The sequence below is a fragment of the Paenibacillus sp. USHLN196 genome, from assembly GCF_037144955.1.
GTDB classification, from domain to species: Bacteria; Bacillota; Bacilli; order Paenibacillales; family Paenibacillaceae; genus Paenibacillus; species Paenibacillus xylanexedens_C.
Window position 1 is genome coordinate 325,531 of sequence record NZ_JBBCYH010000008.1, and the last position, 9,786, is coordinate 335,316.

Annotated in this window: 6 protein-coding genes; all 6 read left to right on the forward strand. The window is 48.3% G+C overall.

The genetic code is table 11. The features are described from left to right. The first annotated feature begins 49 nt into the window (after window positions 1–49). The gene (locus WFI24_RS20835; RefSeq protein WP_017687661.1) at window positions 50–577 is read left to right on the forward strand and encodes a redoxin family protein; all 528 of its coding nucleotides are present in this window, start codon (window positions 50–52) and stop codon (window positions 575–577) included. 14 nt (window positions 578–591) lie between these two features. Further along, a complete protein-coding gene (gene resB / locus WFI24_RS20840; RefSeq protein ID WP_336763843.1) occupies window positions 592–2,265 on the forward strand; it encodes a cytochrome c biogenesis protein ResB in 1,674 nt (557 codons plus the stop codon). Further along, window positions 2,262–3,524: a cytochrome c biogenesis protein CcsA gene (ccsA, locus tag WFI24_RS20845; protein ID WP_336763845.1), complete on the forward strand. Its 1,263-nt coding sequence runs from the start codon at window positions 2,262–2,264 to the stop codon at window positions 3,522–3,524. The genes resB and ccsA overlap by 4 nt, the downstream gene beginning before the upstream one ends. A gap of 138 nt (window positions 3,525–3,662) precedes the next feature. Further along, window positions 3,663–4,379 (forward strand): response regulator transcription factor, encoded by a 717-nt coding sequence (locus WFI24_RS20850; RefSeq protein WP_017687664.1) that lies wholly within the window; start codon window positions 3,663–3,665, stop codon window positions 4,377–4,379. Between the two features lie 55 nt (window positions 4,380–4,434). Then, window positions 4,435–5,832, forward strand: a complete 1,398-nt coding sequence (locus tag WFI24_RS20855) for an ATP-binding protein (RefSeq protein WP_336763881.1) — start codon at window positions 4,435–4,437, stop codon at window positions 5,830–5,832. Window positions 5,833–6,029: 197 nt separating this feature from the next. Beyond that, window positions 6,030–9,786, forward strand: a 3,757-nt coding sequence (locus WFI24_RS20860) for a collagen-like repeat preface domain-containing protein (RefSeq protein WP_336763849.1), incomplete at its 3' end; no start/stop codon positions are given.

Below are 9,786 nucleotides of genomic sequence, written 5' to 3' on the forward strand. Positions count from 1 at the left end.
TATACCAATGAGATGCGAATGCTACAGTCACTTAAAAGGGGAGCAGCACATGGGGAAATCAAGAAGAACGGTGCAAATCGTCATTTTGTTATTGATCCTGGTGTTGGGCGGATATGCGATTACCACATCGGTATCCGGCTCGAATGGCAAGCCAAAGGAAGGGGACAAGTCTCCTTCTTTTGAACTGCTGGGCCTGGATGGTCAAGTTCATACGTCTGATGAGTACAAAGGAAAAGCAATGGTGATCAACTTCTGGGGCACGTGGTGTGAGCCTTGTGTTAAAGAAATGCCTGCACTTCAGGCACAAGCTGACAAATGGAAGGACCAAGGAGTGCAATTTGTCGGGATCAATGTTGGGGAAGACCAGATGACCGTGGATAATTTTGTCCGGCAGGTTGGGGTTACGTTTCCAATTATGCTTGACCGGGAGAAGAACTCGGTTCGTGATTTCGGAATCTCTCCGATGCCAACAACATTTTTTGTATCCGACACGGGCAAAATCTCTACCATTCATATCGGGCAACTTGATTTGGACACACTTGACGCTCAAATTTCGCAACTGGCGAAGCAGCCCTGACAGGAGGTCTATTCGTGTTCCAAAATACCAAATGTGAGTGCGGACACCAAAATCCAGTCGGCACTGTGCTGTGTGAAGCATGTGGCAAGCCGTTGCTGGAGGCAGAAGCTAAATCGGATGAAGTACTGGAAATGCGTTATGATGGCATGGCGCGCCGTTCACAGCGCAGTAATCCCAATATCATTGACCGCATATGGAACTTTTTTTCATCCGTCAAAATTGCCGTCTATATGATTGTCTTCACGCTTGTAGGCTCGATGCTTGGCACGATCTATCCGCAAGAAAGTACGTTTCTGAATATCGATCCTTCCGTGTATTACAAAGAAACCTACGGCCAGTTGGGTCATATTTATTATCTGTTGGGTCTATCCCATACATACGAATCCTGGTGGTTTATTCTACTGCTGGTGCTGATTGGCGCATCATTGGTGATATGCAGTCTGGATCGCGTCTTACCGCTCTACAAAGCACTGAATAAACAGAAAATACGTAAACATACGCAATTTTTGACAAGACAGCGTCTGGTGTACCAAGGTTCCATCGAAGAGGCACCAGAAGACTGGATTAAGAAAGCGGTTACGCCGTTGAAAAAGAAAGGATACCGCGTGCACTCGCAGGGTGATGCATTACTCGCCGAGAAACAGCGATTCAGTCGATGGGGCCCATATGTGATCCATATTGGACTCATTATATTTCTGCTGGCGGTGCTCGCACGAGGACTTCCTGGTCTGAATCTGGACGAGCATGTCGCTTTTCCTGAAGGTGAGATCAAAAAGATCCCGAATACGTCGATGTATCTGCAGAACGAACAGTTTAATGTTGAATTCTACAGTGAGGAAGAAGTACCTGAGCAATTCCGTAGCCTCAATAAAACTGTTCCGAAACTGTTCGAAACGAAAGTTGTTTTGTATGAATGTACAGCAGATTGTTCGGATCTCTCAAAGAAACCTCAATTGGCTGAAGTGGCAAGACATGATGTGCGGGTGAATCATCCATTGAATTATAACGGTCTGAAAGCCTATCAGTTTGACTATGATTTAACACCCACTATTAGGTCCGTAACGCCTGATCTGGTCAATGCGAAGACGGGTGAAGTATACGGGGCAATTAAGATCGATATGGTAGATACCCAAAAAACATTTGAAGCAGGTCCTTATGAATTGACTGTTAAAGAAAAGTTCATGGACTTTGGATTGGATGAGAGTGGTGAGCCCAAATCAAAATCGCCTTCACCTAATGCACCTGCTTTTCTCTTTCTCATCAAAGGTCCGGATCTGCCGCAAGAAGGGATACAATATCTGTATTTTGCGAAGCAGATTGATAAACAACGGTTTCAACAGGATGCAATTAACCAACAGCTGATTGGAACAGATATTCCTTTACAGCTGGAAGTAGACAGCATGGACAAGGTCGATATTATTCAGTCCGTAAGTTATCTCAATATACGTGTGGATAAGGCAATGCCTTTTGTGTGGGTAGGAGCCGGCATTGTTATGTTGGGTCTGATCATGGGTTTTTATTGGCATCATCGCCGTATCTGGATTCGTTTTGATGATAAACAGCTCACGCTGGGTGGACATACCAACAAAAACTGGTTTGGCTTCAGGCGTGAAGTTGCGGCCGTCTTGAAACAGATGAATCTGGAAGTGGAAGAGAAGTCGTTGGATAACGGGGGGAACCAAGCATGAGTTTATTGGATTTCAGCAGCGACGCATTTATCGTATCTTTCTTTCTCTATTGTGCTGCATTCTTGTTATATGCTGTCGCGGTCATGGGCAAAAAATGGAGTAATCGTGATCCTCTGGACCATATGAATCGCTGGGGTAAAAGAGCTTTCATCGCTTCGACTGTCGCCTTGGCGGCGCATATCGTATTTTTTGTAACCCGATGGGCTGGGGCAGGTCATATCCCGGTTAGTAACATGTATGAGTTCATGTCTTTTCTGTCCATGATGATCATGGTTGCATTTATTGTTGTATATGCCATATACCGCAAGTCATTACTGGGTTTGTTTGCCTTACCACTTACCATTATTATTATGGCGTACGCCGCTGTATTTCCTCAGGAGGTACAACCATTAATCCCGGCACTTCAGTCCATCTGGCTGAAAATTCACGTGACGTTGGCCGCGCTTGGTGAAGCATTCTTCGCCGTGGGTTTTGCCGCAGGGTTCATGTACTTGCTCCGTACTGTTGATTTCAGTGGTAAAGACAAATCTTCAAGACGTCAACGAGGATGGGTTGAATTCACACTGGTTACGATCGTTGTAGTCATCGGATTTATCGGAACGGTATTTGCCTTTCGTACAGTTGGTTACGAGGCGGTTTTTGTACAGAAAACGGTCAGCATTGACACAGAGGTACAGGAAAATAGTACAATAGAGAAAGTGATTTATCGCATGCCTCCGATTTTTGCACCATATAATAGCGAAGTGGAGAGCATGACACCGTTTCTTGGCATGAAAAAACCTTTACTTGAGACGCCTTCCTGGATGAACGGGGTAAATGCCGGGCGCAAGCTGAATACGGTGGTTTGGTCACTCATTGTAGGTCTGATCCTGTATGGAGTTGTACGACTTCTTGTGCGCAGACCACTTGGACAAGCGTTACAGCCAATGATGGATGGAATCGATGCCGATGATCTGGATGAGATAAGTTATCGCGCGATTGCCATTGGTTTTCCGATATTTACGCTGGGAGCATTAATTTTTGCCATGATCTGGGCTCAGATTGCCTGGAGTCGCTTTTGGGGTTGGGACCCTAAAGAGGTGTGGGCATTGATTACATGGCTATATTATAGTGTGTATCTGCATTTGCGTTTATCCAGAGGTTGGCAAGGTCAGAAGTCTGCATGGCTTGCAGTTCTTGGCTTCCTGGTTGTCATGTTTACGCTGGTTGGGGTGAATCTGGTTATTGCGGGATTACATTCTTACGCTGGAGCGGACTAGGGTAGACTCATATTGCAAAGGTTGAGTTTAGAAACGGGAACACAAACGTACCTTTTAATTGAAGGGTATTCAAATATTGTTCGCCAGATCGAACATAATAGAAGTGATGAGGAGTTATTGCAAAGGGGCTGGAGAGACATGGCTGAACATGAGAATCGAATACTGGTTGTGGATGACGAAGAGAGAATCCGCAGACTTTTGAAAATGTATCTTGAAAAAGAAGGTTATGAAATTGATGAGGCCGAGGATGGGGAAACTGCGCTGCGTAAAGCAACAGCAGGGGACTACGGATTGATTTTGCTTGATGTCATGTTACCGGGTATGGATGGAGTTGAAGTGTGTACCCGCCTTCGTCAGGTGAAATCAACGCCGGTTTTGATGCTCACTGCAAAAGGTGAAGAGATTAACCGGGTTCAGGGCTTCGAAGTGGGCGCTGATGATTATGTTGTTAAACCATTCAGCCCGCGTGAAGTGATTTATCGCGTAAAAGCAATTTTGCGTCGATCTTCCGCTACAGCTTATCTCTCCAAGGAGAGCAATTCGAGTAATAACATTGTATTCCCGCACCTGGTTATTGAGCATGATGCCCACCGGGTAACGGCTGGTGGCGAAGAAATCAGTCTTACGCCCAAAGAATATGAATTGCTGCACTATCTGGCAACATCTCCCGACAAGGTTTTCTCCAGAGAAGAATTGCTCAAAGATGTATGGAATTACGAATTCTTCGGCGATCTTCGTACCGTGGATACGCACGTGAAGCGTCTTCGCGAGAAACTTAACAAGGTATCGCCTGAATCGGCGGCCATGATTACGACGGTGTGGGGTGTGGGTTATAAACTGGAAGTACCGAAGTAGTTTTAGTTTCTGGAGATCACTGGTCGGGAAGTTATGGATCACTATTATCTGCCTTGTGGGTTGTGTACTTATAGCGCTGGGTCTTTTTTTGCTGCCCTACATTGATACGAACTTTGCAGAATCCGAATCCAGAGATATTAAGCGGCTGTTCACCTACATCTGTATCATTGGATTCAGTTTAACGACGTTCTTTGCATTGTTTCTGTTCACCAAAATTACGCAGCCTATGCAGCAGTTGATTCAAGCAGCCAATGCGATTCGCAAAGGGAATTATGGAACGCGTCTCTCCCTGGTAACAAGTGATGAGATTGGTGAGCTTGCCAATACGTTTAATCATATGGCCGCACAACTTGAAGATAATATTCGAAACCTTAACCATGAGAAAGAGCATTTGGCGAGTGTGCTTCGAAGCATGACTGATGCGGTGGTTACTTTTGATGGTGAAGGTAAAGTTATTCTGACGAATCCGCCAGGAGAGAAGATTATGCAGGCTTGGTATGACCTGGATTGGGCACAGATGGATGAAGGACAAGATTCCGAGCAGTCGGGCAAGTCTTCACGTGATGTACCGGAGCCCCTCCTTCCTTTGTTCAGAATGGTGATGGAGCAAGGTGGGGATCAGAACTCCAATGTTCATGTACAGCAAGGTGTCTGGTCTGTTCAGATGGCACCTTTGTACGCTGACAGTGTTGTCAGAGGTGCTGTGGCCGTCTTGAGAGACGTAACAGAAGAAGTGCGGCTGGAGAAGATGCGGCGTGATTTCGTGGCTAACGTATCTCATGAGATACGTACCCCATTATCCATGATGCAAGGCTACAGCGAAGCGCTTCTGGACGGTATGGCAACCTCACCCGAGGAGAATGAAGAACTCATTCAGGTCATTCATGATGAGTCATTGCGGATGGGACGACTGGTCAAAGACTTGCTTGATCTTGCCCGAATGGAAGCTGGACATACGGACATGGTGATGAAGAAGGTTGACCTCGGAGAACTGTTGGAACGTATGTACCGGAAGTTCTCGGTGCGTTCAAAAGAACAGGGAATCCGACTGCAGTTTGAATGCAAACAGTCAACTATTGAACTTCAACAGGCAGATGAGGATCGACTGGAGCAAGTATTCACGAATTTGCTGGACAATGCGTTCAGGCATACTCCTTCTGGCAAAGATGTCATGATCTCTGCTGAGCTGGTCACGCATCTTCGTGCTCCGTTTGTCAGAGTATCTGTGAAAGATCAGGGTGTAGGGATTCCTTCATCCGACTTGCCTTTTATCTTCGAACGATTCTACAAAGCAGACAAGGCGCGTGTTCGGGGTGAAAGTGGAGGTACTGGACTCGGTTTAGCCATTGTGAAAAATATTGTAGACGCCCACCAAGGCGTCATTAATGTGAATAGTGTATTAGGCGAAGGTACGGAGTTTATTTTACAATTTCCCGTAGATTCATCGAAATAGCCTGATATCATACAAAAATTGCGAAAACACCCTCTTGTGGAGGGTGTTTTTTTGTTGAAGAGTACCGTTTAATCTTGTTCAACGTGGAACATGAATCATCGTATTTATTTTGACTATAAAGAGTGTCCAAGATAAATTCCCCTCTCATGTTACATAAGCTTGAAAAACAAGCAGATTAGAGGAGGATTGAGTTAAGCATGTCCGATGATCGAAAAAGGGTCAGTATTAAAGCATTTCTGGAAGGCGGGTCTTTCAGAGCAGGTTCTCCGTTTATTCCAATAACATCAAGTGAACTGGAGCAGTTCGACTCTATTCTTGATTCTCTGGCTGTGACTGTGCCTGCTGCGATCAGTCAGCCAACTTCATCCAATATACTAGCGTTACAAAACGGGTTGCGTCAGTTGCTTACTTTTGTAAATAATTCCGGATTTCGTGCCGGTGTAAAAGCAGAATTGCAAGCCGTATTAGAATTGACGATTGCAGGCTCAGAGATTGTGCCTGTCCCTCTCATTAATCTCGCAGGTAACTTGCAGAACTTACTGGATGACTTATTAAGTGTAACGTTACTTCTGGAAATTCCGCCTGCAGCTAAAGATAACCTTGTGGGATTAATACGTTCCATATCCGTATCCTTAAGTCGGGCAACGACGACATTTGGAACTGGAGGAATTACCGGACCGGCTGGTCCACCGGGAGTTCCAGGGGTACCAGGGGTTCCGGGAGTACCTGGTGTACCAGGCGTGCCTGGAGTGAAAGGACCTGCGGGACCTGCAGGAGGAATTGGACCGGTAGGACCAGTGGGGCCAGTTGGCCCACAGGGAGCGCAAGGTCCGGCAGGAGCACCTGGTGTGGGTTTGAACAATATTACGGCGTTTGACCCTGCGCTTGGGTCGACATATGCTCAAGGTCAGGTCGTCAGTTTTAACGGAAGTCTTTATGTTGTTAATGTAAATGGCCCAATGGGCACACCCGGAAGCTCACCAGGTTACACTCTTTTATTGTCTGGTGGCACGAATGGAGCAACGGGGGCAACCGGAATTGGTTTGACTGGAGCCTTAGCATTTGATCCAGCGCTCGCGCCGAGTTATCCCGCAGGGCAAGTAATTACGTATAACGGTAGCACTTACATTACAAGTGTAGCTGGTCCAATAGGAACACCGGGGACTTCTTCGGATTATACATTAATTGCTGCTGCAGGAGCGACAGGCGCAGGAACGACTGGAGCGACCGGAGCCACAGGGGTGGGTTTAAGTGGCATCGTTCCGTTCGATCCAGCATTGGCACCAACATATCCCGCTGGACAGATCGTCACGTTTGGAGGCAGTACCTACATTACAAATGTAGCATCACCAACAGGAACGCCAGGCACATCGCCGGATTACACGTTGATTGCTGGTGCGGGAACCACGGGAGTTACAGGGGCAACCGGAGTTGGAGTAACAGGAAGTACAGGTGTTACAGGTGTATCTGGAGTAACAGGAGCGACAGGCGTAGGTTTAAGTGGAATTGTACCATTTGACCCCGCAGTATCCCCAACGTATCCAGTCGGTCAAGTTGTGACGTTTAACGGCAGTACTTATGTGGCTAATGTAGCATCACCAACAGGAACGCCGGGCACATCGCCAGATTATACGTTAATTGCTGGAGTAGGAGCCACAGGTGTCACGGGTGCAACTGGAGTAGGAGTGACAGGAATCACAGGCGCATCTGGCGTCACAGGAGCGACAGGCGTAGGTTTAAGTGGAATTGTACCATTTGACCCCGCAGTAGCCCCAACGTATCCAGCTGGTCAGGTTGTGACGTTTAATGGTAGTACGTATATTGTGAATGTAGCATCGCCGACAGGAACACCAGGCACGTCACCAGATTTTACGCTGCTTGCCGGTGCAGGAGCCACTGGTGTTACTGGTACGACAGGCGTCGGAGTAACGGGAAGTACAGGTGTTACAGGTGCATCTGGCGTAACAGGAGCAACAGGCGTAGGTTTGAGTGGAATTGTACCATTTGACCCCGCAGTAGCTCCAACGTATCCAGCGGGTCAGGTCGTTACATTTAATGGTAGTACGTATATCGCCAATGTAGCATCGCCAACGGGAACGCCGGGCACATCGCCGGATTATACATTGCTTGCTGGTGCAGGAGCGACGGGGGTCACAGGGGCAACCGGAGTTGGAGTAACAGGAGAAACTGGGGTTACAGGGGCTTCAGGCATAACAGGAGCCACGGGGGTAACGGGTGCAGGTCTGACAGGAATTGTAACTTTCGATCCAGCGGTAGCGCCAACGTATCCAGCGGGTCAGGTTGTGACGTTCAATGGCAGTACGTATATTGCCAATGTAGCATCGCCAACGGGGACGCCGGGCACATCTCCAGATTATACGTTAATTGCTGGTGTAGGAGCGACGGGAAGTACAGGGGTTACAGGTGTATCTGGCGTAACAGGAGCGACAGGCGCAGGTTTGAGTGGAATTGTACCATTTGACCCCGCAGTAGCTCCAACGTATCCAGCGGGTCAGGTCGTAACGTTTAACGGCAGTACGTATATTGCGAACATAGCATCGCCAACGGGAACGCCGGGTACATCGCCAGATTACACGTTGATTGCTGGTGCGGGAACCACGGGAGTCACAGGGGCAACAGGAGTTGGCGTGACAGGAAGTACAGGTTCATCTGGTGTAACGGGAGCGACAGGCGTAGGTTTAAGTGGAATTGTACCATTTGACCCCGCAGTATCCCCAACGTATCCAGTCGGTCAAGTTGTGACGTTTAACGGCAGTACTTATGTGGCTAATGTAGCATCGCCAACGGGAACGCCGGGCACATCGCCGGATTATACATTGCTTGCTGGTGCAGGAGCCACGGGAGTCACAGGGGTAACCGGAGTTGGAATAACAGGAGAAACTGGGGTTACAGGGGCTTCAGGCATAACAGGAGCCACGGGGGTAACGGGTGCGGGTCTGACGGGAATTGTAACTTTCGATCCAGCGGTAGCGCCAACGTATCCAGCGGGTCAGGTTGTGACGTTCAATGGCAGTACGTATATTGCCAATGTAGCATCGCCAACGGGGACGCCGGGCACATCGCCAGATTATACGTTAATTGCTGGTGTAGGAGCGACGGGAAGTACAGGGGTTACAGGTGTATCTGGCGTAACAGGAGCAACAGGCGTAGGTTTGAGTGGAATTGTAACTTTCGATCCAGCGGTAGCGCCAACGTATCCGGCAGGTCAGGTCGTGACATTCAACGGTAGTACGTATATTGCTAATGTAGCATCGCCAACGGGGACGCCGGGCACATCGCCAGATTATACATTAATTGCTGGTGCGGGAACCACGGGAGTCACAGGGGCAACAGGAGTTGGCGTGACAGGAAGTACAGGTTCATCTGGTGTAACGGGAGCGACAGGCGTAGGTTTGAGTGGAATCGTACCATTTGACCCCGCAGTAGCTCCAACGTATCCAGCGGGTCAGGTCGTTACATTCAATGGTAGTACGTATATTGCTAATGTAGCATCGCCAACGGGGACGCCGGGCACATCTCCAGATTATACGTTAATTGCTGGAGCAGGAGCCACAGGTGTCACGGGTGCAACTGGAGTAGGAGTGACAGGAAGCACTGGTGAAACAGGAGCGTCAGGTGTAACGGGCTTGACTGGGGCAACTGGAGTTACGGGAGCTACCGGAATCAGCGTAACCGGAAGTACAGGAACAACCGGTGTAACTGGTGAGACAGGGGCGACTGGTCTTGCAGGTCTGACTGGGGCAACTGGCGTTACAGGAGCTACCGGAATCAGCGTAACTGGAAGTACGGGATCAACTGGTGTAACTGGAGAAACAGGAGCGACAGGTGTAACGGGCTTGACTGGGGCAACTGGAGTTACGGGAGCTACCGGAATCAGCGTAACCGGAAGTACAGGAACAACCGGTGTAACTGGTGAGACAGGGGCGACTGGTC